General features: G+C 64.3%; 22 protein-coding genes. 4 read left to right on the forward strand and 18 right to left on the reverse strand.

Annotation, left to right across the window (positions count from 1 at the left end):
* Positions 1–5: 5 nt before the first annotated feature.
* The gene (locus QZS13_RS03925; protein WP_295585738.1) at positions 6–683 is read right to left on the reverse strand and encodes a response regulator transcription factor; all 678 of its coding nucleotides are present in this window, start codon (positions 681–683) and stop codon (positions 6–8) included.
* A 190-nt stretch (positions 684–873) separates the two neighbouring features.
* Here QZS13_RS03925 and QZS13_RS03930 point away from each other — a divergent pair, with 190 nt between their 5' ends.
* Positions 874–2,244, forward strand: coding sequence for a D-alanyl-D-alanine carboxypeptidase family protein (locus QZS13_RS03930; RefSeq protein ID WP_295585741.1), 1,371 nt, complete (start codon positions 874–876; stop codon positions 2,242–2,244).
* 38 nt (positions 2,245–2,282) lie between these two features.
* On the opposite strand, the gene QZS13_RS03935 is transcribed toward QZS13_RS03930, so the two are convergent.
* From QZS13_RS03935 to QZS13_RS03955, 5 genes are all read right to left on the reverse strand, one after another.
* Entirely contained in the window at positions 2,283–2,795 is a 513-nt protein-coding gene (locus QZS13_RS03935; protein ID WP_295585743.1) for a nitroreductase family protein, read from the reverse strand.
* A gap of 69 nt (positions 2,796–2,864) precedes the next feature.
* Positions 2,865–3,374: a hypothetical protein gene (locus tag QZS13_RS03940; protein ID WP_295585745.1), complete on the reverse strand. Its 510-nt coding sequence runs from the start codon at positions 3,372–3,374 to the stop codon at positions 2,865–2,867.
* A 10-nt stretch (positions 3,375–3,384) separates the two neighbouring features.
* The gene (locus tag QZS13_RS03945; protein ID WP_295585747.1) at positions 3,385–3,825 is read right to left on the reverse strand and encodes a cell wall hydrolase; all 441 of its coding nucleotides are present in this window, start codon (positions 3,823–3,825) and stop codon (positions 3,385–3,387) included.
* Positions 3,826–3,909: 84 nt separating this feature from the next.
* Positions 3,910–5,058 carry a glycosyltransferase gene (locus tag QZS13_RS03950; protein WP_295585749.1) on the reverse strand — a complete coding sequence of 383 codons (1,149 nt, stop codon included), beginning with the start codon at positions 5,056–5,058 and terminating at the stop codon, positions 3,910–3,912.
* A gap of 133 nt (positions 5,059–5,191) precedes the next feature.
* Positions 5,192–5,452, reverse strand: coding sequence for a TIGR03905 family TSCPD domain-containing protein (locus tag QZS13_RS03955; protein ID WP_295585751.1), 261 nt, complete (start codon positions 5,450–5,452; stop codon positions 5,192–5,194).
* Positions 5,453–5,609: 157 nt separating this feature from the next.
* Between QZS13_RS03955 and QZS13_RS03960 the strand changes: the two genes are divergently transcribed.
* On the forward strand, positions 5,610–5,936 hold the full coding sequence (locus QZS13_RS03960; protein WP_295585753.1) for a PadR family transcriptional regulator: 327 nt from the start codon (positions 5,610–5,612) through the stop codon (positions 5,934–5,936).
* Positions 5,933–7,348: a DUF2812 domain-containing protein gene (locus QZS13_RS03965; protein WP_295585756.1), complete on the forward strand. Its 1,416-nt coding sequence runs from the start codon at positions 5,933–5,935 to the stop codon at positions 7,346–7,348. Before QZS13_RS03960 ends, QZS13_RS03965 begins: the two co-directional genes overlap by 4 nt.
* 169 nt (positions 7,349–7,517) lie before the next feature.
* Here QZS13_RS03965 and spo0A read toward each other — a convergent pair whose 3' ends face one another.
* Entirely contained in the window at positions 7,518–8,291 is a 774-nt protein-coding gene (gene spo0A, locus QZS13_RS03970; protein ID WP_295585759.1) for a sporulation transcription factor Spo0A, read from the reverse strand.
* A gap of 238 nt (positions 8,292–8,529) precedes the next feature.
* Here spo0A and QZS13_RS03975 point away from each other — a divergent pair, with 238 nt between their 5' ends.
* Positions 8,530–9,108 (forward strand): NUDIX hydrolase, encoded by a 579-nt coding sequence (locus QZS13_RS03975; protein WP_366557937.1) that lies wholly within the window; start codon positions 8,530–8,532, stop codon positions 9,106–9,108.
* A gap of 15 nt (positions 9,109–9,123) precedes the next feature.
* Here the strand turns inward: QZS13_RS03975 and QZS13_RS03980 are convergent, their stop codons facing one another.
* From QZS13_RS03980 to QZS13_RS04030, 11 genes are all read right to left on the reverse strand, one after another.
* Entirely contained in the window at positions 9,124–10,164 is a 1,041-nt protein-coding gene (locus QZS13_RS03980) for an acyltransferase family protein (RefSeq protein WP_295585764.1), read from the reverse strand.
* A 99-nt stretch (positions 10,165–10,263) separates the two neighbouring features.
* Positions 10,264–10,740: a hypothetical protein gene (locus QZS13_RS03985; protein WP_295585767.1), complete on the reverse strand. Its 477-nt coding sequence runs from the start codon at positions 10,738–10,740 to the stop codon at positions 10,264–10,266.
* A 158-nt stretch (positions 10,741–10,898) separates the two neighbouring features.
* Positions 10,899–11,330 carry a hypothetical protein gene (locus QZS13_RS03990; protein ID WP_295585770.1) on the reverse strand — a complete coding sequence of 144 codons (432 nt, stop codon included), beginning with the start codon at positions 11,328–11,330 and terminating at the stop codon, positions 10,899–10,901.
* 109 nt (positions 11,331–11,439) lie between these two features.
* A complete protein-coding gene (spoIVB, locus tag QZS13_RS03995; RefSeq protein ID WP_295585772.1) occupies positions 11,440–12,471 on the reverse strand; it encodes a SpoIVB peptidase in 1,032 nt (343 codons plus the stop codon).
* Between the two features lie 191 nt (positions 12,472–12,662).
* Entirely contained in the window at positions 12,663–13,823 is a 1,161-nt protein-coding gene (ftsZ, locus tag QZS13_RS04000; RefSeq protein ID WP_295585774.1) for a cell division protein FtsZ, read from the reverse strand.
* Between the two features lie 196 nt (positions 13,824–14,019).
* Positions 14,020–14,778 carry a cell division protein FtsQ/DivIB gene (locus tag QZS13_RS04005; RefSeq protein WP_295585777.1) on the reverse strand — a complete coding sequence of 253 codons (759 nt, stop codon included), beginning with the start codon at positions 14,776–14,778 and terminating at the stop codon, positions 14,020–14,022.
* Positions 14,779–14,796: 18 nt separating this feature from the next.
* The gene (gene murA, locus QZS13_RS04010) at positions 14,797–16,053 is read right to left on the reverse strand and encodes a UDP-N-acetylglucosamine 1-carboxyvinyltransferase (protein WP_295585779.1); all 1,257 of its coding nucleotides are present in this window, start codon (positions 16,051–16,053) and stop codon (positions 14,797–14,799) included.
* Between the two features lie 63 nt (positions 16,054–16,116).
* Positions 16,117–17,253, reverse strand: a complete 1,137-nt coding sequence (murG, locus tag QZS13_RS04015; RefSeq protein WP_295585783.1) for an undecaprenyldiphospho-muramoylpentapeptide beta-N-acetylglucosaminyltransferase — start codon at positions 17,251–17,253, stop codon at positions 16,117–16,119.
* Positions 17,254–17,278: 25 nt separating this feature from the next.
* Entirely contained in the window at positions 17,279–18,505 is a 1,227-nt protein-coding gene (gene ftsW, locus QZS13_RS04020) for a putative lipid II flippase FtsW (protein WP_295585786.1), read from the reverse strand.
* Positions 18,506–18,545: 40 nt separating this feature from the next.
* Positions 18,546–19,532, reverse strand: coding sequence for a phospho-N-acetylmuramoyl-pentapeptide-transferase (gene mraY / locus QZS13_RS04025; RefSeq protein ID WP_295585789.1), 987 nt, complete (start codon positions 19,530–19,532; stop codon positions 18,546–18,548).
* Between the two features lie 260 nt (positions 19,533–19,792).
* Positions 19,793–21,238, reverse strand: a complete 1,446-nt coding sequence (locus QZS13_RS04030) for a UDP-N-acetylmuramoyl-L-alanyl-D-glutamate--2,6-diaminopimelate ligase (RefSeq protein ID WP_295585792.1) — start codon at positions 21,236–21,238, stop codon at positions 19,793–19,795.
* Positions 21,239–21,272: the final 34 nt, after the last annotated feature.

Below are 21,272 nucleotides of genomic sequence, written 5' to 3' on the forward strand. Positions count from 1 at the left end.
GCCGCTTACCCTTTGAAATAGTACCCCACTCCCCACTTGGTCATAATGTGATCCGGCTCCGCCGGGTTTTTCTCCAGCTTTTCCCGCAGCCGCCGGATGTGCACGTCCACGGTGCGGTAGTCCCCGGCGTAGGTGTAGCCCCACACCACGTTCATCAGGTTCTCCCGGCTGTACACCCGCCGGGGGTTGCGCATCAAAAGCTCGATGAGGTCGTACTCCTTGGCGGTCAGGTCCACGGTCTTGCCGTCCCGGATGGCCACCCGCTCCTCGGTGTTGAGGCTCAGATCCCCCACGGTGAGCACGGCCCCCCGGCTGCGCTGGACCCCGGCGGCCCGCCGCAGCAGGGCCCGGACCCGGGCCTTGAGCTCGAGAATGTTGAAGGGCTTGGTCAGGTAGTCGTCGGCGCCGCACTCAAAGCCCATGAGCTTGTCCGCGTCCTCGCTTTTGGCAGTGAGCATGATGATGGGCACGTTGGAAAACTCCCGGATGCGCATGCACGCCTCCAGTCCGTCCACTTCCGGCATCATCACGTCCAGGATCAAAAGGTCGAACTGCCCCGTCCGGGCCAGCTCCACGGCGGCGGCGCCGTCGTAGGCGCACTCCACCGTGTAGCCCTCGTTTTCCAGATTGAACTTCATGCCCTTGACCAGCAGCTTCTCGTCGTCGACAACCAGGATTTTCATTCCGCTTCCTTTCCTTCCACGCCGGGTCCGCCGGGAGAAATTTCCTCTCTCCGGCGCCGTTTCCCGGCTCCATACCTGTTGAACTTCCGGGTATTTTTTGCTATACTGAGGATATCCGACAAAACGCGCCGCACCGGCGGCCGTTTTTTTCCACACACGGTCAGTATAGCACAGTTTACAGGAGTTGAATATGAAAGGGACGCGTTTTTTCTCTGTTTTTTTGCTGCTCGCCCTGCTGGCGAATTTGCTGGTCCTCCCCGCCGCCGCGGCGGAGCTGCCGGAAGACCCGGACATCCAGGCCAAGGCGGCGCTGCTGGTGGACCAGAATACCGGCAACATCGTCTACGCGAAAAATGAGCACGACGAGCTCTACCCGGCCAGCCTCACCAAGATCATGACGGCGCTGCTGGTGCTGGAGGCGGTGGACAGCGGCAAGCTGTCGCTGGACCAGCAGCTCACCGCCTCGGACACCATCACGCAGCTGGACGCCGACGGCAGCTCCGCCGGCATCCAGGTAGGCGAGGTCATGACGGTGGAGCAGCTTTTATACTGCATGCTGGTGGTCTCGGCCAACGAGGCCTGCGTCATTTTGGCGGAGGCGGTCAGCGGCGACGTGGACACCTTCGTGGAGGCCATGAACGCCAAGGCCCAGGCCCTGGGCTGTGAGAACACCCACTTCGTAAACCCCACGGGCCTCCATGACCCCCAGCACTACACCTCCGCCTGGGACCTGTACCTCATCACGAAAGAGGCCATGACCCACGAGGACTTCATGCGCATCTGCGACACCGGGGACATCACCCTGCCGGCCACCAACCTCTCCCCGGCCCGGTCCCTCCACTCCACCAACTACCTCATCTCCGTCTGGCGCTCCCGGGGCTACTACAACACGGACGCCCACGGCATCAAGACCGGCTCCACCGACGCCGCCGGCCACTGCCTGGTCTCCTCCGCCACCCGGGGCAGCCTGAGCTTTGTCAGCGTCATGCTGGGGTGCGAGCAGCTGCAGCTGCCGGGCAACGAGATCCGCACCATGAGCTTCTACGAGACGAATCGCCTCTTCAACTGGGCCTTTGACAACTTCTCCTACCAGACGGTGCTTACCTCCGACGAGATCTTGAAGGAGGTGGCCGTGTCTCTTTCCAAGGTGGACCATGTGACCGTCCACCCGGCGGAGGATGTGGAGGTACTGCTGCCCAAGGGACTGAAGGCGGAGGACCTGGAGCGCAAGATCACCCTCACCTCCGACCCGGTGGAGGCGCCCATCTCCGCCGGCGACGTGCTGGGCACTGTGACCCTCTCCTATGACGGCACGGACTACGCTACCGTGGACCTGCTGGCCCTCAACGACGTGGAGGCCTCCCGCCTGCTGACCTTCTGGCACAACGTGAAGCTGTTCTTCAGCCAGACCGCCGTGAAGGTGGTGGGCATCGTGGTGCTCATCGCCGTGGTGGCGCTGCTCCTCTGGAAGCTGATCTTCGGCCGCCGGCGCTACCGCTACGGCCGCAGCGTCAGCAGCCACGGCCGCCGGGGCGGATACCGGGGCCGCCGGAGAAGATAAGAAAAAAAGACTGCCCGTCCGGGCAGTCTTTTTTTTGCTTACAGGTACCGCACCAGCTCGTCCATGGGCTTGCGGTCGGCGTGGAGCCGGGAGGGGTGGGCCCCCTCGGCGCCGTAGCCCAGAGGCAGCAGGGCGATGGGCACCAGGCCCGCCATCTCGGGGAAGGCGGCCAGGAGCTTCTCCGGCTCGAACATGCCCACGTAGGTGGTGCCAAGGCCCAGGTCCGCCGCCTGGAGCATCATCTGGGTGGCGGCGATGGCGGCGTCGATCTCGCCGTGGTTCTTGCCGTCGGTCTCCCGCTTCCAGGCCTCCTCCGGGTCGTAGGCCACCACCAGCATCACCGGGGGATGGAAGTGGGCGGCGGTGCAGCCGTCGGCCTTTTCCAGGGCCTCGGGGCTCTGGAGCACGAAGATGCGCTGGGGCTGGAGGTTGTGGGCCGTGGGGGCGTTGCGGCCCGCCTCCAGCACCGCCGCAAGCTTCTCCGGCTCCACGGGCCGGTCACTGAACTTGCGCAGGGAATACCGCGCCTGGGACAGTTGTGCAAAATCCATGGGATCGTCTCCTTTGCAGTTTTTCTTTCCCGGATTGTAGCACACTTGTCCCCGCGGCGCAATCCCCTCTTACCGGACGGTCTGGCTCTGCCAGCCGTTTTCCCGCAGCAGGGCGTCGCACACGGCCCGGCGCTGGGTGTCGTAGAACTCCAGGTACTTCAAAGAGTAGATGTCGCTGACGATGTAGCGGTCCCGGCCGGACTGGTAGATGGTCATGTAGTCGTTACCCACATCGTAGAGCACCCCCTCGAAGGACACGGTGGACTGGGTGCCCACCAGGAACGTGGCCACGATGTAGTTGCCCACGTTCCGGGCCAGCATGGCCCTGAGGGAGCCCTTGTAGGCCTCCTGGACGGTGGTGGGGGACTCCAGCACCTCCTGGGGGAGGTTATTCTTCATGTCCAGATGGGCCCCGCCGGTCATGACGTTGTCGGCGGCAGCCACCCCTGTCTCCACGGGCACGGTGACAAAGGGGGCCCGGGACGGCGGGGTCTGGGGGGTCACTTCGCCGGACCAGTCGGTCCGGGGCGCGCCGTAGGCGCCGTTGGAGGCGGCGGCAGCACTGGGATATTGGGTCATAGAGCACCTCTCAAGTCTTGTAATACGCGTCGGTTGGATTGTAGAAGCAGTGGTCGCCGATCCGGGTCTGCCAGTAGCCCACCTGGGACGGGAAGAAGGACCGGCATGTGGGGCCGAATGGGTTGTAGAACCACAGCGACTCCGCCACGTCCGGCAGCCGGTTTCCCGCGATGGCCCAGTCGGCGATGTCGTAGTGGATCTGCTCGGGCCGCATGTTGTAGATGTTCTGGGGGTTGTAGGCCCCGTTTTCCGTCTCGCTGGCACAGACGAACTGGTAGGGCTGGAAGATGATCTTGCGGATGCTGCCCTGGCCCACCCGGGCGTACTCGCCGCCCTTGGCGTTGACCCGGTTCATCACCACCCCCGCCACCGCCTTCATGCCGTTTTCCCCTTCCCCGCCCGCCTCGCACTGAATGAGCCGGGCCAGCAGCTCCCGGTCGGAATATGCCATGTACCTTACCTCACTTCCTCTGCTGACCCATTGTATGCAGCAGGGCCGCCGCGGGTGAACCGCGGCGGCCCTTTTGTCTCGTATTTACTTGGCGGGGGTACCGGCGGCGCGCTGCTCGGCGATGGCCTGGCGGAACATGTCCTCGGTGAGCTCGATGGACCGGTCCAGGGCGTAGAGCTTGGCGTGGTCGGCGTAGCGGTGCTCCATCTCCGCCCGGTGCTCCGGGTGCTCGATCCACCAGTCGATGCGCGCGGCCAGGGCGTCGCTGTCCCCGGCGGGGAACAGGCTCTGGTCCTCCAGGGCGAACTGGGGGGTGGCGGAGCGGGGGGAGTTTGCGATGACGGGCACCAGCCCGCAGGCGAAGGCCTCCATGCAGCTCATGGCCTCGATCTCCGCGTCGGAGGTGTGGACGTACAGGTCCGCCATGTGGAGGATCTCCAGCAGCCGCTCCGGCTCGTAAAACTCCATGACGATGGGGTTGGGGAGCTTTTTGGCAAGGCGGCGGTACTTGCCCTCCAGGGGCCCCTTGCCCGCCAGGATCACCTGGATACGGTCGGCGTAGCGGCTTTTGGCGCAGGCGTCGATGAGCACGTCCTGGCGCTTTTCCCCGGCGTAGCGGCCCACCATCAGCACGTTGAAAAACCCGTCCATCCACGGCTCCTTGTCCCGCTTTCCGTACTGGTACTGGGGGCTGATGCCGTTGGAGATCACGTGGAGCTTGGCGGTGTAGCCGTGGCGGCGGAGCTGGTCGGCAATCATGTTGCTGGGGCAGTGGATGTGGGTGAAGCGGTTGAAGAAGCTGTCCCGGAAGCGGTTGTAGACAAAGTCGTTGACCCGCTTGCTGTTGCCCATGTGCAGCGTGAAGGTGATGTTCTCCGGCTGGCAGTGGAACGCCGCCGTGTGGGGGATGCCCAGCTTTTCCACGTGCTTGAGGCCCGAGATGCCCAGGGGCGAGGGCATCATGAAGTGCACCACGTCCGCCCAGGCGGCGGCCTTTTCAAACACGTGCTTATTGGGGATGGCCAGGCGCATGCCCTGGCTGGTAATCAGGTGCTCCACGATGGGGAAAAAGCGCATCTGCCGCACAGCGTACTTGTAATCCGCCGGCTTTCCCGTGGCGATGACGCGCACCTCGTTGCCGTGCTCTCGCAGCGCCATGGCGAAGCGCCGGGCGCTGATGGTCGTGCCGTTGTTGGCATCGTCGAACTGGTCAATGACCAAAACGATCTTCATAACGTGTTGATTCTCCCTCGGCGCAAAATTTGTTTCCAGCCCTTTAATATACCACTTTTTCGGGTGCTTGTCCAGAATGGGGTGGAAAACCCAAGAAAAAAAAGCCATGCCGGAGCATGGCTTTTTTCCGCTCTTACTGTGCCTGCTGGGCCAGGATCTGCTCCAGGCCCCGGGCCAGCTGGTCCGGGCAGGACGTGGGCTTGCCGCCGCAGCGGATGCCCTTGATGCGGCTGATGGCCTCCTGAGCGGACATGCCGCGCACCAGGGCGCTGATGCCCTGGAGGTTGCCGCTGCAGCCCCCCACCACTTCCAGGTTCTCGATGATGCCCTGGTCGCTCAGCTCCACCCGCATTTCCCGGGAGCACACGCCCTGGGGACGGAACGAATACGTCATAGCCTTTTTTCTCCTCTTTTCTTGGTTTTGACCAACAGCATAGCATGACCGGGAAAAAAAGGCAAGTCCTCCCGTCCGCCTCTTGACAATATCGAATATCGGTATTATAGTGAAAGCAGAGAATAACGATATTCGATATTCAGGAGGGAGGCGCCCCATGGCCCGGGAGAAATTCCACACCCTGACGGAGCAGATGTTCTACATTCTGCTGTGCCTGACGCGGGAGCAGTGCGGCACGGACATCATGGCCGCCGTGTCGGCCCTCACCGGCGGGCGGGTGAGCGTGGGCCCCGGCACGCTCTACAATCTGCTGGAGCAGTTCCAGACCGCGGGCATGATCGAAGAGACGAAGGTGGAGGGCCGCCGCCGCAGCTACCGCATCACGGCGGCGGGGCGGCAAGCCCTCAGCGAAGAGTACCGGCGTCTTCTGACGCTGGCGGAGGACTACCGGCGGGTGGTGCCGGAGGAAGGAGCCCCGACATGAAGCAAAAACGGATGTACCGGCCGGCCTTCTATTCCTTCTACGACGGAGCGGGCATCGCCGCCCACCTGGAGCGCATGGCGGCCCGGGGCTGGAGGATCGACTCCCTCTCCGGCGTGCTGTGGCGCTACCGGGCCGCGGCGCCGGCCGCCCTTCATTTCGCCGTCACCTACTTCCCCAAGGCGTCGACCTTTGACCCGGGCCCCACGGAGGGACAGCAGGTGTTCGCCGACTACTGCGCCCAGGCCGGGTGGGAGCCGGCTGCCCGGTGGGGCCAGATGCAGATTTTCTGTACGGACCGGCCCGACCCCGTCCCCCTGGAGACGGACCCGGTGACCCAGGTGGAGAACATCCGCTCGGCCATGGTCCGCAATTTCCTGCCGGGCATGCTGGCCATGCTGGCCCTGGCCATATTCCAGCTGGTGTTCCTCCTCTGGCGGCTGTACACCGGCCCTCTGGACGTGCTCGCCTCCCCCATGACGCTGCTCTCGTCGGCCATCTGGCTGCCCATCGCCCTCATGGCGCTATTGGAGCTTCTCTCCTACGCCCGGTGGCTGCCCCGGGCCCGGCGGGCGGCCCAAGAAGGGCGCATGCTCCACCTCCGCACCTGGCGCTATGCCAGCTTCGCCTTTGTCACCGTCCTGCTGGCGGTGGAGCTTTTGTTCCTGCTGACCTCCTCCCGGCGGGAGCTGGTGTACTTCCTCTTCGGCGCGGTGCTGGTGGTGGGGGTGTGCATGCTCACCGCTGCCGCCACCCGTGCCCTCCGGGGCCTGGGGGCCTCCCGGCAGGTGAACCGGGCCGTGTCCATCGGCATCTGCGTGGCCGTCACCCTGGCGGGATTGTCGGCGCTGGCGGCGGGGGTCATCACCCTGAGCCGCCGGGGACTTTTGAACCAGTCCCCCCCGGTGGACACCTACACCGTCTCCGGCATCACCTGGCAGGTCTACGCCGACCCCATCCCGCTGCGGGTGGAAAGCCTCACCGGCGAGCCGGAGGACGGCCGCTACTCCACGGAGGCCCGGGTTCAGTCCTCCCCCCTGCTGACCCAGGCGGACTACAGCCAGGACCGGCGGCTGGACTGCGGCGAGGACCTGCCGGACCTCGATTACACGGTGGTGGACGTGAAGGTGCCCCTGTTGTACGGCCTTTGCCGGGACTACCTGCTGGAGCAGTACGCCCGCCGCTCCCCGGAGGTGCCGGAGGAGTACCGGGACCACGCGGTGCGCCAGGACTGGGCCCCGGCGGGGACGGACGCCCTCTACCGGCACTATACCGGCGACGAGCCACGGAACCGATACGTCTTTTGCTGGGAGGGGCGTCTGGCGGAGGTGCGCTTTTCCGGCATGGAGCCCACCCGGGCCCAGCTGGAGCAGGCGGCAGCAGCCCTGTCCCCGGCGGCGCTGGAGCTGCCGTAAGGCGGCGGCGCCCGGCCCGGCACAGCCCCGGCGGCAGTTACGCCCGGCGGCAGTTGACGCCCGGCCCCAGCCGCTCCCCGGCGGCGCATCCCCGCCCCGGGGCATCTCCCGCGCCCCGTCCCGAAGCGCAAAAAAAAGAGAGGCAATGCCTCTCTTTTTTCTTATGTCCTCACGCCCGCAGCAGCGACGCATTTTTCCGCTGGAGCACCAGCCGGTCGGCGATCATGGCGATGAACTCGGAGTTGGTGGGCTTGCCCTTGGAGTTGGAGACGGTGTAGCCGAAGTACTTTTGCAGCGTCTCCAGGTCGCCCCGGTCCCAGGCCACCTCGATGGCGTGGCGGATGGCCCGCTCCACCCGGGAGGCGGTGGTGCCGAACCGCTTGGCCACCTCGGGATAGAGCACCTTGGTGACGGCGTTGATGACGTCCATGTCCTCCACGGCGATCATGATGGCCTCCCGCAGATACTGGTAGCCCTTGATGTGGGCGGGCACGCCGATCTCGTGGATGACGGCGGTGACCAGCGTCTTGAGCTCCGGCGCCTGGGTCTGGGGCTCCGCCGGGGCCGCCGGGGCGCACACCACGCTCATCCGCTCCAGAAGGGACTCCGTCTCGCAGGGCTTGGAGAAGAAGTACGACGCTCCCAGGCTCACCGCCTCGCCCACCGCCTGCTCCGTGCACAACGCGGACAAGACGATGACCTTGGGCGCTCCCTCCTCCTGGAGATGCAGCCGCTTCATGACGCCGAAGCCGTCCATCCCCGGCAGCACCAGGTCCATCAAAACAAGGTCGGGATGGAGTCCCTCACAAAGGCGCAGCGCCTCGGCGCCGTCCCCGGTGTCCCCCGCCACGGTGAATCCCTCCGTCCCGTCGATCACACTCCGCAGCATGCCGCGGAACTCTTCATTGGCATCTGCCAGCAATACAGTTCTCCTGCTGTCCATGTTTTCCCTTATCCTTTTCCACAGTTTTTCACACCGGAGGCCGCCAAGTCCCCGCTGCGACGGATTCATGAAGCTTCAAATCACGTTTTCTATAAATTACCATAAACGGACAGGATTTGCAACGGGAAACTGTAAATAAATTCCAAGAATCATTCGACGCTTTTCCCATTGCTTCCGCCGCGGCCGAAAAAATTCCTCTTTTTTCAACGGCCAAATTGTGGTATTCTGGGGAAAAGAGGTGAAAAAATTGGAACTTTTGCAGCAGCTTTTGTCCTTCCGCCCCTGGAACGAGCAGGAGGCGCGGGACCGGGACGAGATGGTCCGGCGCATCCGCAGCGGAGAGGCCCTCTACACCCGGGATAACCCCGCCGCCCACTTCACGGCCTCGGCCTGGGTGGTGAGCCCGGACCGGCGTCAGGTGCTCCTGGCTTTCCACAATCTCTACCGCTCCTGGGCCTGGCTGGGGGGCCACGCCGACGGGGAGCGGAACCTTCTGGCCGTTGCCATGCGGGAAGTACGGGAGGAGAGCGGCCTTGCGTCCGTATCGCCGGTGACGCCGGAACTCTACTCCCTGGAGATCCTGACGGTGGACGGCCACGAAAAGCGCGGCCGCTACGTCTCGTCCCACCTGCACCTGAACGTGACGTACCTGCTGGAGGCGGACCCGTCCCAGTCCATCCGCCCCAAGGCCGACGAGAACAGCTCCGTGGGATGGTTCACGCCGGAGGGGGCGGTGGAGGCCTCGTCGGAGCCCTGGTTCCGGGCGCGGATCTACGCCAAGCTCAACGAAAAGCTCGCCCGCTTCCCGCCCCGGTGAGGGCTGTATAGGCCATCAGACTCTGATTCTGCGGATGGTTTCCTCCGAAATCCATCGCAGAATTATTTCGCTGACAAACGCCCCTGCCAAAAATACCAGCAGCTGCATCGGTACAGGAATTGGCAAACTGCTTATGTAAAGCGGGCCTACTAAAAACATATAGTGCGTCATGTATAGATAGAGAGAATTTTTGTCCAGCCAGACCATCCCCCGGCTCTCCGCACACATCTTTATAACGCCCGGTGCACACCGGGCCGCAAATTGAATGGTTCCAAAAATCCAGAGTGCCAGTACCATATGGGTAAATGGTACAACCAAGTCATTGTATAAAACTGTGCCATCGACCCAGCTCCTGCATAAAAGTCTGACTGCCATAGCACAAATCATAGCGGCTGTCATGAGCCCATATTGTTTCCTTCCCAGTCTTTGCGCACAGTCCCCCAGCGCATATCCAAGAAAAAACGTAATAAAGTAGTTCAGCTGTACCCTGAGCGTATATGCAAGGAATATATCTGCCAGGAAAAGCATAGCAAATATAAACGGTGCATGCACCTTCCGGTCTCCGGTCCCTCTCTTTTCCAGCTTTTTGACCGGTATCAGCAAAAAATAGCAGATCATGATGGCAGTCAGGAACCACAGCTGTCCCAATCCGTTCATTTGGTAGGGCTTCCATCCGGAAACGATAAATTCCATGCCCTGAAGATCAAGCAAATACGTAGGGATAGACCATAGCACCTGCGGTCTGCCATTCAAAATGTTGAAAATCAGCAAAAACGCAGCCAGGTAATACATGGGAATGCATAACCTGATCCATCGCTTTTTTATGAATCCGACACCATCCACTATTGTTTTTTTCGCGTACAGCATCCCCGAGATTAGCAAAAAAACATAGACCCCAACATTGAGGATCATGGTAAGCGCCGGAATTGCAAGCCAACTTGATACATGACACCCAATGATCATCCACATTGCAATTACACGGACAACCGTAATGACAGGATTTCGCTCTCCCCTGGGAACTACACAAGAGTCTGAAATCAATTTGCTATTTTCCACACACAATTTCCCCCAGCAATCTCAGTTTTTAATCGTTGAAAGGATGAATCGCTTCTCTTTTTTTACGGCCATCTCGCCCGCTTCCCGCCCCGGTGAGGGCTAGCCGGCGCGCTTTTTCCCGAAGGGGATGAACAGCAGCGGCGCAAAGCAGGCGGCGATGGCGGAAAATGCAAGGTGATCGGTCAGCCGCAACAGCCAGGAGGAAACCGTCCCCGTCCAGTTGAAAAACATGGCCAGCTGCATGCTGAGGGGAAGGGGAAAGGACGGGACCGCCAGCTGCAAAACCACCACAATGAGGTAGCAGGCGGAAATGATTCCCGCAGAGACGGCGATCTCCGCCCGGGTCATGGAGCGGAAGGCCCACAGTCCCCCCAGGGCCAGCACGATCAAAAACAGCGCCCCGTCAAAGATCGCGGCGCGGACCGGGTCGGCGGACACGTTGGTGACCCCGTCGGCCCCCACAGTCCGAACCACGAAGAAGGCGCCGCCCAGGTATGCGGTCGCATAAAAGCTCAGGTAACTGGAAATGAGACAAAAAACCGGGACTCTCCAAAGGGTGCGCGGACGAATGTGCATCGTGATCCCTCCTTATTTTGTTCTCTTCTTTTATTACAGCATACGTACAACGGAGACGGCAGGAGCATTTTGTTCCTGCCGTTGGCTGTTTTGGCCTCTTTTCCCATGGGTTCTGGGAAACTCCCACACGCCCGGTCCTCCATCTCCCCGGATTGATGTCAGTCCGAGTCCTCCCCGAAGAAATCCACCCGGACCAGATAGACGAAGGCCCCCGGGTCCCGGACGGCCCGGGCCCTGCCCTTCCACCAGACGGTGGTCTCGTCGGCGGCCACTGTCACCGTCTCTCCGCTGCGGAGGGTGTATGTAATCTCCACGGCGCCGTCCCGGTCGCCCTGGGGCGTCTCCAGCAGGGAGTACTTCAAAAATCCGGTCAGCTCCACGGCAAGGTCGATGGTCTCCGGGTCGGTGTACGCCCGGACGCCGTCCGTGACGCCGGGACAGGAGACGGTGACCTTGCTGACGTCCCCGGCGCTGGGCACGCCCAAAAGCCACATGCCGTCCTTGACGATGGAAATGAAGGCAACCAATATGGCAAGACGGACCAAGTCCAGCCCCCAGGCTTTTATTCTGGACTTCCAGCTGCGCTTCATCCGCGTCCCTCCTTCCATCCTTTGCCTTCATCCTATCACACCCTCCCACCCCTGTCACGGACTTTTTCAAAGAGATGTAAGGGCAGCCCGCAGGCTGCCCTTTTTGCGTTTATTCGGCTGCTTTGAGCATAGTTTCGAGGAAAATTCCATATCCTTTGGTTGGATCACTGAGCAGCACGTGGGTCACGGCGCCCACAAATTTCCCGTTTTGCACAATGGGGCTGCCGCTCATGCCCTGGACGATGCCGCCGGTGGCGGCGATCAATTCCGGGTCGGTGACGGAGAGCACCATGTCCCGGCCGTCGCTGCCGCCCACCGACAAAATCTCAATGTCGTAGGTGCGGATCTCGTCGCCTTCCACATTGGAGAGGATCTGCGCCGGACCGGGGGCCACCTCCTCGGCGGAGGCCACCTCCAGGGGCTGCCCCACGTCCCAGGCGTCGGGGGCGTCGCCGGTCAGTTCTCCGAACACGCCGCACTCCGTGTTTGCGTACAGCGTGCCAAGGTCGCCGGTCAGGTCAAAGTCGCCCCGCAGCTCGCCGGCACTGCCCGCCTCTCCCTTTTTCACCGCCTTCACCGTGGAGGGCAGGATGGAACCGGAGGAGAAGGGCATCAGCAGCGCGGTGTCCACGTCGGCGATGCCGTGGCCCAGGGCGCCGAAGGCCCCGGTGGCGGGATCATAATAGGTGACGGTGCCGATGCCGGCCATGGAGTCCCGGATCCAGGCGCCGATGGAGTAGGTGCCCGCCTCGTTTTTCTCCGGGGACACGCTCAGCGCCATCTGCCGCCCGTTCCGGCTGATCTGCAGGTCGGTGGCCTCGCCGCCGCCGTCTTGCAGCAGCGCCTGGAACTGCTCCGTGGACCGGACGGAGGTACCGCCGCACTTGACGATCACGTCGCCGGTCTGCAAGCCGCACGCCCGGGCGGGCGTGGGGTCGTCGGGAAGGCGGACCACCAGGACGCCCCGGGCAAAGAGCTTGATGCCGACGGTATGGCCCACGGGCACCAGGGTCTTGGGAAGCGCGCCGGCGTCACTTGCTTCCACGGCGCCGGCAGGGATGGAGGCGGTCAGCATCAGGGCCAGGAGCAGCGCCGCTCCGCCCCGCAGCAGCCGCCTTGCCGTTTGCGATGGTTCATGCAAAAAAAATCACCCCTTCCAAAAAGCCGCCGGCAGTCCTGTGACGGTGCCGGCGAGCATAGTTTATCCGGTGCGGAGCGACCGCGGCCATGCAAAAAGCGGCAGCGCCGCCATGGTTGGGATGCCCAAACGGCGGCGCTGCGGGCAGAAAAAAGCGCCCCGCAGGAAAAACCTGCGGGGCGCGGCGGATTTTGTCAATCCCGTTTGTTGAAAATTTTCAAAATGTCGCCGAACATATCGTCGTCGTCCTCCTCGGGCTTGGGCACGTCGGCCTCCTCCAGAGGCACGGGGGCCGGGGCGGTGCCGGCATGGGCGGCGCTCTGTCCGGCCTGGGCGGCCGGGGCGGCCTGGCCGTTGGTCTGGACGTTCTGGACCTTGGGCAGCTCCTGCTGGGCAGGGGCCTTGTCGAAGCCGGTGGCGATGACGGTGACCCGGATCTCGTCGTCCAGCGTCTCGTCGAAGGTGGCGCCGAAGATGGTGAGGGCGTCGGGGTGGACGGCCTCCTGCACCAGGGAGGCGGCCTGCTCCACCTCCTCCAGACCGATGTCCATGGAGCCGGTGATGTTGATGAGCACGCCCTTGGCGCCGGCGATGGAGGTCTCCAGCAGCGGGCTGGAGATAGCCATGCGGGCGGCCTCCTCGGCCTTGCCCTTGCCGGCGGCCCGGCCCACGCCCATGTGGGCCATGCCGGCGTTTTTCATGACGGCGGTCACGTCGGCGAAGTCCAGGTTGATAAAGCCGGTGTCCCGGATCAGGTCGGAGATGGACTGCACCGCCTGGCGCAGCACATCGTCGGCGATCTCGAAGGCGTTGGCGAAGGTGATCTTCTGGTCGGTGGCGTGCTTGAGCCGGTCGTTGGGGATGATGACCAGGGAGTCCACCCGGTCCTTGAGCTCGGCAATGCCCGCCTCGGCGGCCCGCATGCGGCGGGGTCCCTCGAAGCCGAAGGGCTTGGTGACCACGGCCACGGTGAGGATGTCCATCTCCTTGGCGATCTCCGCCACGATGGGCGCGCCGCCGGTGCCGGTGCCGCCGCCCATGCCGGCGGTGATGAACACCATGTCGGTGTCCTCCAGGGCCTTGGCGATCTGCTGACGGCTCTCCTCGGCGGACTTGCGGCCCACCTCCGGGTCGGAGCCGGCGCCCTGGCCGTGGGTGAGCTTCTCGCCGATCTGGATTTTGTAGGTGGCGCTGGAAACGTTCAGCGCCTGCTTGTCGGTGTTCACCGCCACAAAATCCACGCCCTTGGTGCCGGAGCGGACCATGCGGTTGACCACATTGTTTCCGCCGCCGCCCACGCCGATCACTTTAATATTGACAACGGTATCGGGACCGGTCTCCAATCCAAACGCCATAGTGGTGTGCCTCCTACTATCATTTGTGCAAAAGGGCGTCCGCGCCCTTCAATTTCTTCAAGATGCTGTGGTTGCCGGAATTCCGGATTTAGTTTATTGTATGACACTTTGCCGCCGCGGTCAAGTAGCCCTCTGCCTTTTCCGGGAGTTTTTTCACGGCGGACAAAGGCGCCTCGCCGCCGTGCGACGGCCTTCGTCAGTTTTCGATGAAATGCACCTCGCCGTTGTCCCAGGTCATCTGGATGGTGCCGGTCTGGTTGGTCTCCAGCTGGTCCACCACCTGCACCAGGGCCCGCAGCTTGCGGGGGTAGTCGGCGCTGTAGGGCAGCTCCACGGAAAAGCGCCCGGCGTAGCCCATGACCATGACGCTCAGGTCGCTCAGGTCGATGCTGTCCACCTGGTCCATGAGGCCCGCGTCCTCCAGGGCCCCCAGAAGGTCCAGCAGGCTCTGCTGCTGGGTGGCGTACTCCGTGGCCAGGGCCAGGCTGGTACCCACGGAGGGGGCCAGCAGCTGGCAGCCGGTAAGCGCGGCGTAGCCGGAGGCCTCGTCGGCACTCAGCTGCTCGACGATGCGGCCGCTGGGGCTCACCAGCCAGGCGTAGCCGTCCTGGACGGCCGCCACCGGCGTGCCGCACTCCTTGATGTCGATGAGCAGCGTGTCTGGCAGCTTGCGGCTGATGCGGATCTCGTCCACGTAGGGCAGCGCCGTGCGGATGGCGGCGGCCACGTCGTACTTGTTGAGCAGGAACAAATTGTCCCCCGCCGTCACGCCGGAGGCCTCCGTCACCTGGTCCTGGGTGTAGCGCTGGGTACCGGTGACGACAATGGTGTTCACCCGGAAAAACAGCGTCAGCGCCGCCACCAGGCACCCGCAGATCACCAACATGGACAGCACCTTGTAGAGGAAGCCAAAGCTTCCCCTGTGCCTTCGGTTGGAATGTCTGCGTCGTGCCATGGTATCATGCTCCCGTCGTCAGTTTGTCGCCCGCTTTGCCCGAGCCCCCAGGGCCGTCAGGTCCCGGACGATGTCCTCGTAGCCCCGGTCGATGTGCTCCGTCTCGTCCACCCGGGTCCGGCCCCGGGCTCCCAGGGCCGCCACGCACAGGGCCGCCCCGCCCCGCAGGTCCGTGCACCGGACGGCGGCGCCGCTGAGCCGCTCCACCCCGGTGACCACCGCCGTCCGGCCGGACACCCGGATGCAGGCCCCCATGCGCACCAGCTCGTCGACATGGCGGTAGCGGTTTTCGAAGATGTTCTCCTCGAAGACGGTGGTGCCCCGGCCCCGGCACACCGCCGCCATGAGCACCGCCTGGGCGTCGGTGGGAAAGCCGGGATAGGGGGCCGTGCGCACGTGCCCGGCGGACCCGGGACGGCCGGGGCAGCGGCAGGCGATGCCCGCGGCGTCGGATGTAATGGCGCAGCCCGCCCGGCGCAGCGCGGCGGTGACGGTGGCCAGGTGTCTCTCCCGGGCCCGCCGCAAAAATATGTCGCCGCCGGCGGCGGCCGCCGCGCAAAGGTACGTGGCCGCCACGATCCGGTCGCTCATGCACCCGTAGCGGCAGCCGTGGAGCTTCCTGCCGCCCCGGACGGTGACGGCGGAGGAACCGGCCCCCGCCACGTCGGCGCCGCAGGCGTTGAGGAAGTCCTGCAAGTCCACGATCTCCGGCTCCCGGGCGGCGTTGGCGATGACCGTCACGCCCTCGGCGCCGCAGGCGGCCAGCATCAGATTCTCCGTGGCCCCCACGGACGGCAGCGCCAGCACGATCTCCCGGCCCGTCAGCCGGGGGGCTTCGCACCGGAGCATGCCCCCCTCCTCCCGGATGACCGCCCCCAGATCCCGGAGGCCGGAAAGATGTAAGTCGATGGGACGGGGGCCCAGCTCGCAGCCGCCGGGGTAGCTCATGTCCGCCCGGCCGCACCGGGCCAGCACGGCCCCCAGGAAGATGGCCGACGAGCGCATCCGGCGCATGAGGGCGTCGGAGATGGCGCAGCCGGACATGGAGGCGGTGTCCACGCTCAGGGTGTCCCCCTCCCACCGGGCCCGGCAGCCCAGAGACTCCAGGATCTCCACGGAGGCGTCCACGTCCCTGAGGTGGGGACAGCCCTCCAGGGCCACCTGGTCCCCGGTGAGGATGGTGGCCGCCAGGATGGGCAGCACGCTGTTCTTCGCCCCCTGGACACTCACCTCGCCCTCCAGGCGGACGCCGCCGTCTATGATGATTTCACCCATGGTTCTCCCTCCGCTTCAAAAAATGGCTCATCAGTCCATCCTATGGAGGGAGCAGGGCGCCGGTTACCGGCAGATGCCCAAAATCGTCTGGTAAATGCGCTCGGTGGCGTCGGGCAGGCCCAGCGAGGCCATGGCCGACTCCATGCGCTCACGGGCCGCGTCGTCGTGGAGGATGGAGCAGGCGGTGCGGAAGAGGGTGGGCCCGTCGGCGTCCTTTTCCAGCACCACCGCCGCGCCGCCGGCCTTCTCCAGCACCCGGGCGTTTTTCTCCTGGTGGTTGTTGGTCACGTAGGGGGAGGGCACGATCACCGCCGCCACGCCCAGGGCCGTCAGCTCGCTGATGGTGGACGCGCCGGCCCGGCAGAGCACCAGGTCCGCCGCCCGCATGACCGTGGCCATGTCGTAGATGTACTCCCGCACCTGCAGGGCCGGGTGCTCATCCAAGTTCACGCCCTTTTCCTTCAAAAGGGAGAGCACCTGGCCGTAGCCGCTTTTTCCCGCGCCGTGGATGTGGTGGAAGGGCTCTTTGGCCGCCTCCAGGGCCAGGAAGTCCGCCATGCACCGGTTCATGCCGGCGGCGCCCAGGGACCCCCAGAAGGAGACGATGAGGGGCCGTCCGTCGTCCACGCCCAACGCGGCCTTGGCCTCCTGCCGGGTCATGGAGAAAAAGTCCCCCCGCACCGGCGTGCCGGTGACGATCACCTTGTCCGGGTGGCGGTAGTGCTCCCGGCAGGCCTCGAAGCCCACCATGATCCGGTCGGCGTAGGGCTCCAGCAGCTCCGTGGTGAGGCCCGGCACCATGTTGGACTCGTGGACGGCGGTGGGGATGCCCGCCTTGGCGGCGGCCTTCACCATAGGGAAGCTGGCGTAGCCCCCCGTGCCCACCACCACGTCCGGCCGGAAGGCGCGCAAAATGGCCCGGGCCTCCGCCGGGGAGCGGACCAGGTTATAGAGGGAGACGAGGTTGTGGCGGATCTCCGCAGGCTTTAAAGAGCGGTGGAAGCTGGAGATGTGGACGGTTTTAAAGTCGTAGCCCGCCTGGGGGATCAGGTCCTTCTCCAGCCCCCGGTCGGCGCCCACGAACAAAAATTGAGTCCGCGGGTTCTTTTTTGCCATCAGCTGGGCCAGGGCAATGGCGGGGTTCACGTGGCCGGCGGTGCCGCCGCAGGTGAAGAGCACCCGCTCCAGGGGTTTGGTCATAGGAAAACTACCTCGATTCTTGGGCCTATCCGGCCTTGGTGGGCTTCATCTGCCGTGACACCGACAGCACCACGCCCATCTCCGCCAGCTGGATGGAAAGGGCGGTGCCGCCGTAGCTGAAAAAGGGCAGCGAGATGCCGGTGGTGGGCAGCAGGCCCGTCACCACGCCGATGTTCAAAAAGGTCTGCAATCCGATGAGAGTCACGATGCCCACCACCAGGAGGCTGCCGAAGCGGTCCCGGGCGTGGAGGGCGATCCAGTACCCCCGCAGGATGAGGGCGGCGAAGAGCAGCATGATGATGCCCGCGCCGATGAGTCCCAGCTCCTCGCAGACGATGGCGAAGATGAAGTCGTTGTGCTCCTCGGGCAAAAAGAGGAACTTCTGGCGGCTGCGGCCCAATCCCACGCCCAAAAGGCCCCCGGAGCCGATGGAGATCAGGCTCTGGGAGAGCTGGTAGCCCTTGCCCTGGGCGTCGGCCCAGGGGTTGTGCCACATCTCGATGCGGGAGGTGTTGTAGCCGATGACGAACAGCACCACGTACATCAGCGCCCCGGCGGCGCCCAGTGCGCCGCCCACCCAGGCCCAGTTGATGCCGCCCACCAGCATGAGCACGGCGCCGGCGCCCAGAATGAGGATGGCGCCGGAGAGGTGGGGCTCCAGGCCCACCAGGGCGGCCAGCACCACCAGGATGATGGCGTAGGGCACGATGCCGTGGCGGAAGGTGCGCATCAGGTCCTTCTTTTTGGAGATGCTGTCGGAAAAGTAGAGCACCACCGCCGCCTTGGCCACCTCCGAGGGCTGGAACTGGAGCGAGGTGCCGGGGATGCCCAGCCAGCGGGTGGCGTTGTTGCGGGTAATGGCGATGGGGTTGTGGGGGATGAGCACCAGCACCAGCAAAATGACCGACAAAAAGAGCAGCGGCTGGGCCAGGGCCCGGAAGCGCTGGTAGTTGGTCCTGCCCACGATCAGCATGGCGGCCACGCCCATGATGGCGAACACGCCCTGGCGGGTGAAGTAGAACAGGGGGTTTTCCCCGTCGGTTTCGTAGTAGGCGGAGGGAAAGCTGGCGGAGAGCAGCATAATGAGGCCGATGGCCGTCAGCAGCATCACCAGCACGAAAAAGGGCAGGTCGATGGGGCCCCGGGCCAGCTCCCGGCTCTCCTGTTCCTTCTCCCGCTGCCGGGCCTTGCGCTGCTGCAGCCGCAGCGCCTCCTCCCGGGACAGGGGACGCCGTCTTCTCTCAGGCGCCATGGTGGACCTCCCTCCTCGCGCGCGCGTCCGGGTCGTCATGTTACCAGCGGCCCCGGACGGCAAAATAGGCCAGCAGGCAGCACACCAATGTGATGGCGGAGAACACCGTCACCAGCTTCGCCTCGCTCCAGCCGGACAGCTCCAGGTGGTGGTGCAGCGGCGCCATTTTGAAAAAGCGCTTGCCGTGAGTGGCCTTGAAGTAGGTCACCTGGATGATGTCGGAGAGGGTCTCGGCGATGTAGATGATGCCCACGGGAATCAAAATGAGCGGCATATCCAGCGCAAAGCCCATGGCCGCCACGGCGCCGCCCAGAAAGAGGCTGCCGGTGTCGCCCATGAAGGTCTTGGCGGGATGGTGGTTGTAGACGAAAAAGGCGGCCAGGCCCCCGGCCAGAGCCGCGGGGAACAGCGCCAGGTCCAGCACGCCCCAGGTCAGGGACGTGACGGTGAAGAACACCATCACCACGAACGTGACGCTGCACGCCAGGCCGTCGATGCCGTCGGTGAGGTTGACGGCGTTGACGCAGCCGACGATGACGAAGGCGGCGAACACCAGGTAGACGATCCAGTTGACCTCCACCGTGGCGGAGACGAAGGGGATGAAGAGCCGGTTGGTCAGCAGCCCCTCATAGCGCATGAGGCACAGGAACACCACCGCCGCCAGCAGCTGCAAAAGGAACTTCTGCCGGGCGGTGAGGCCCTCGTTCTGGTGCTGGCGCACCTTGCGGTAGTCGTCCACGAAGCCGATCAGGCCGAACACCAGGGCAAAGAGGTAGACGTAGAGATGGGTGAACTCCCCGGCGAGCATCATGCTCCAGCCCATGGCGAACACGGCAACGCCCGCCCCCAGGATGAACATGATGCCGCCCATGGTGGGCGTGCCCGCCTTGCCGGCGTGCCAGGTGGGGCCGTCGGCGCGGATCTCCTGCCCCGCCTTGAGCTTATGCAGCTCCGGTATCAGAAATTTGCCGATGACCAGCGTCAGCACGAAGCTGATGGCCACCACGGCCAGCACTTGTGTCGTCATGGTGATTCTCCCTTTCCTTTGCCGGCCACACCGCCGGCTCCTTCATTTCTTTTGCGCTTTGCCGTCTCTCCCGGCGTTATTTCCCAGCCAGGTAATCGGCCACGATCTCCCGCTCATCCATGTGATACTTCACATGATTGATGCCCCACAAAGCGAGATGCTTTGCGGGGACCCCGCATTGGACTCAAACCGGCCGAAGTGAATCCGGCCGGTTTCAAGGGTTTGCCTGAGGCAAACCGCTTGACGCCGGACTCCCGGCGTTATTTCCCGGCCAGGTAATCCGCCACGATCTCCCGCTCATCCATGTGGTACTTGACGTGGTTAATCTCCTGGTACGTCTCGTGGCCCTTGCCGCAAAGGACGATCACGTCGTCGGGCTCGGCGTGGTCCATGGCGTAGTGGATGGCCTCCACCCGGTCCTCCACCACCACGAAGGGCGCGCCGGTCTCCTGTACGCCCGGCAGGATGTCGGCGATGATGTCGGCGGGCTTTTCCGTGCGGGGGTTGTCGGTGGTGACCACCACGAAGTCGGCGATGTCGCCGGCGATCCGGCCCATCTTGGGCCGCTTGGTCTTATCCCGGTCGCCGCCGCAGCCGAACAGGGCCACCGTGCGGCCCTTGGCGAAGTCCTTCACGGACCGCAGCACGTTTTCCAGTCCGTCGGGGCTGTGGGCATAGTCGATGAGGATGGTGTAGTTCTTGCCGGGGGTGGGCACCACCTCCACCCGCCCCTTCACGTGGGGCACGGCGGCCAGAACGGCGGCGCTTTCGGCCAGGGGGATGCCCAGCGCCAGGGCGGCCCCCAGCACATCCAGCGTATTATATACCATAAAACGGCCGGGAATGCCAACCCTTACGGGAACTTTTTCCCCTTTGTACACGGCGGTGAAGGCAATGTGGTCGGACTCGAGACAGATGTCCTCCGCCCGCAGATCCGCCGCCGCCTCCTCCGCGTAAGAGAGCTTGCGGCAGGTGGCGTGGGCCATGAGCCGGGGGGCCCAGGGATCGTCGGCGTTGTAGACGCCGCTGTCGCACCGGGTGAAGAGCATGGCCTTGGTGTCGCAGTAGTTTTCCATGGTCTTGTGGAAATCCAGGTGGTCCTGGGTCAGGTTGGTGAACACGCCCACGGCGTAGTGGACGCCGTAGACCCGGTCCAGCGCCAGGGCGTGGGAGGACACCTCCATGACCACGTGGGTGCACCCGGCATCCCGCATCCGGGCGAACAGGCCCTGGAGCTCGAAGGACTCCGGCGTGGTGCGCTCGGTGGGCACCACCTCGCTGCCGATCATGTTCTGGTTGGTGCCGATGAGGCCCACCTTGGCCCCCGCCGCCTGCTCCAAAATGGCCTTGAGCAGATAGGTGGTGGTGGTCTTGCCGTTGGTGCCGGTGACGCCCACCATGGTCATGGCGTCGGCGGGGTGGCCGTAGAAGTTGGCGCCCAGCACGGCCAGGGCCCGGCGGGAGTTCTCCGTCCGCACCCAGGGGACCTCCACCGCCGGGACGCGCTCGCACAGCACCGCCGCCGCGCCGGCAGCGACGGCCTTTTCGATGAAGTCGTGTCCGTCGGCGGCAAAGCCGGTCATGGCCACGAACAGATCGCCGGGCCGGGTGGTGCGGGAGTCGTAGCTGACGCCGGTGATCTCCAGATCCAGATTCACCGTAGCGTCCAGCACGGGGATTCCTTCCAAAAGCGCGCGCAGTTTCATTCGTATCTTCTCCTCTAAGCAGTTTGGGCCAAAG

Source organism: uncultured Oscillibacter sp., assembly GCF_900546705.1.
In the GTDB taxonomy this organism is placed as follows: Bacteria; Bacillota; Clostridia; order Oscillospirales; family Oscillospiraceae; genus Oscillibacter.

What these genes read in the sequence shown, in the direction of transcription:
- QZS13_RS03925 (WP_295585738.1), bottom strand. Translation starts at nt 683, where the DNA reads ATGAAAATCCTGGTTGTCGACGACGAGAAGCTGCTGGTCAAGGGCATG.
- QZS13_RS03930 (WP_295585741.1), top strand. Translation starts at nt 874, where the DNA reads ATGAAAGGGACGCGTTTTTTCTCTGTTTTTTTGCTGCTCGCCCTGCTG.
- QZS13_RS03935 (WP_295585743.1), bottom strand. Translation starts at nt 2,795, where the DNA reads ATGGATTTTGCACAACTGTCCCAGGCGCGGTATTCCCTGCGCAAGTTC.
- QZS13_RS03940 (WP_295585745.1), bottom strand. Translation starts at nt 3,374, where the DNA reads ATGACCCAATATCCCAGTGCTGCCGCCGCCTCCAACGGCGCCTACGGC.
- QZS13_RS03945 (WP_295585747.1), bottom strand. Translation starts at nt 3,825, where the DNA reads ATGGCATATTCCGACCGGGAGCTGCTGGCCCGGCTCATTCAGTGCGAG.
- QZS13_RS03950 (WP_295585749.1), bottom strand. Translation starts at nt 5,058, where the DNA reads ATGAAGATCGTTTTGGTCATTGACCAGTTCGACGATGCCAACAACGGC.
- QZS13_RS03955 (WP_295585751.1), bottom strand. Translation starts at nt 5,452, where the DNA reads ATGACGTATTCGTTCCGTCCCCAGGGCGTGTGCTCCCGGGAAATGCGG.
- QZS13_RS03960 (WP_295585753.1), top strand. Translation starts at nt 5,610, where the DNA reads ATGGCCCGGGAGAAATTCCACACCCTGACGGAGCAGATGTTCTACATT.
- QZS13_RS03965 (WP_295585756.1), top strand. Translation starts at nt 5,933, where the DNA reads ATGAAGCAAAAACGGATGTACCGGCCGGCCTTCTATTCCTTCTACGAC.
- spo0A (WP_295585759.1), bottom strand. Translation starts at nt 8,291, where the DNA reads ATGGACAGCAGGAGAACTGTATTGCTGGCAGATGCCAATGAAGAGTTC.
- QZS13_RS03985 (WP_295585767.1), bottom strand. Translation starts at nt 10,740, where the DNA reads ATGCACATTCGTCCGCGCACCCTTTGGAGAGTCCCGGTTTTTTGTCTC.
- QZS13_RS03990 (WP_295585770.1), bottom strand. Translation starts at nt 11,330, where the DNA reads ATGAAGCGCAGCTGGAAGTCCAGAATAAAAGCCTGGGGGCTGGACTTG.
- ftsZ (WP_295585774.1), bottom strand. Translation starts at nt 13,823, where the DNA reads ATGGCGTTTGGATTGGAGACCGGTCCCGATACCGTTGTCAATATTAAA.
- QZS13_RS04005 (WP_295585777.1), bottom strand. Translation starts at nt 14,778, where the DNA reads ATGGCACGACGCAGACATTCCAACCGAAGGCACAGGGGAAGCTTTGGC.
- murA (WP_295585779.1), bottom strand. Translation starts at nt 16,053, where the DNA reads ATGGGTGAAATCATCATAGACGGCGGCGTCCGCCTGGAGGGCGAGGTG.
- murG (WP_295585783.1), bottom strand. Translation starts at nt 17,253, where the DNA reads ATGACCAAACCCCTGGAGCGGGTGCTCTTCACCTGCGGCGGCACCGCC.
- ftsW (WP_295585786.1), bottom strand. Translation starts at nt 18,505, where the DNA reads ATGGCGCCTGAGAGAAGACGGCGTCCCCTGTCCCGGGAGGAGGCGCTG.
- mraY (WP_295585789.1), bottom strand. Translation starts at nt 19,532, where the DNA reads ATGACGACACAAGTGCTGGCCGTGGTGGCCATCAGCTTCGTGCTGACG.
- QZS13_RS04030 (WP_295585792.1), bottom strand. Translation starts at nt 21,238, where the DNA reads ATGAAACTGCGCGCGCTTTTGGAAGGAATCCCCGTGCTGGACGCTACG.